General features: G+C 60.6%; 1 protein-coding gene. It reads right to left on the bottom strand.

Annotated features, from left to right (window positions below):
• Positions 1–568 (bottom strand): biotin carboxylase N-terminal domain-containing protein (locus A3754_RS04050; protein ID WP_304439802.1); only part of this gene is annotated, 568 nt, incomplete at its 3' end.
• Positions 569–827 lie beyond the last annotated feature (259 nt).

Raw genomic sequence — 827 nt, 5'->3', positions numbered from 1 at the left:
TCGCTTCCTGGCGGGCACTTTTCAGCTGAGCGCTGATATCACTGGCGTCGGTAACCACGCGCATGCCCCGGCCACCACCGCCGGCGCTGGCCTTGATCATCAACGGCAGGCCGATGCGCTCTGCTTCCTGCTGTAGGCGCTCATCACTTTGCTCTTCACCCTGATAGCCGGGGATACACGGCACGCCAGCGTTCTGCATGGCGATCTTGGAAAGCCGTTTGGAACCCATCAGTTGAATGGCGTCTTCATCAGGGCCGATAAAAGTGATGCCCGCCTCTTTGCATGCCTTGGAGAAGGCGGCGTTCTCGGACAGGAAGCCGTAACCGGGATGTACCGCATCGGCGCCGGTTTGTTGGCAGGCGGCGAGCAGGGCGTCCATGTTCAGGTAGGAGGCGCTGGCCAGGGCTGGGCCGATGCAGACGGCTTCGTCAGCCAGTTGCACATGACGGGCACCGGCATCCGGCTCGGAATAGACTGCCACGGTCCGGTAGCCCAGGGATTGGGCGGTGGCGATGACCCGGCAGGCAATCTCGCCACGGTTGGCAATCAGGATTTTTTCAAAGCTCATTGTGATTCCTTACCGGTGTTCCGGTTGAAAATGCTTTCCTGTAGGAGCTTGCTTGCAAGCGAACCATCGGTGACGGATCTGCCACATCGGTTCGCCTGCAAGCAGCCTCCTACGGTGTATCGGCTCAGCTTGGGGAGTTCCAGGACGCCGGGCGTTTTTGTACGAACGCCATGGTGCCTTCCTGGCCTTCTTCGCTGTTCACGGCGGCGGCGAAGTCGGTGGCAGCCTGGTCCAACAAGGTGTTCATGGGAATGTGGCC

This window comes from Alcanivorax sp. HI0083 (assembly GCF_001635175.1).
Note: the sequence above shows the minus strand (reverse complement) of the source record. Positions and strands in the feature narration are given on the sequence as shown.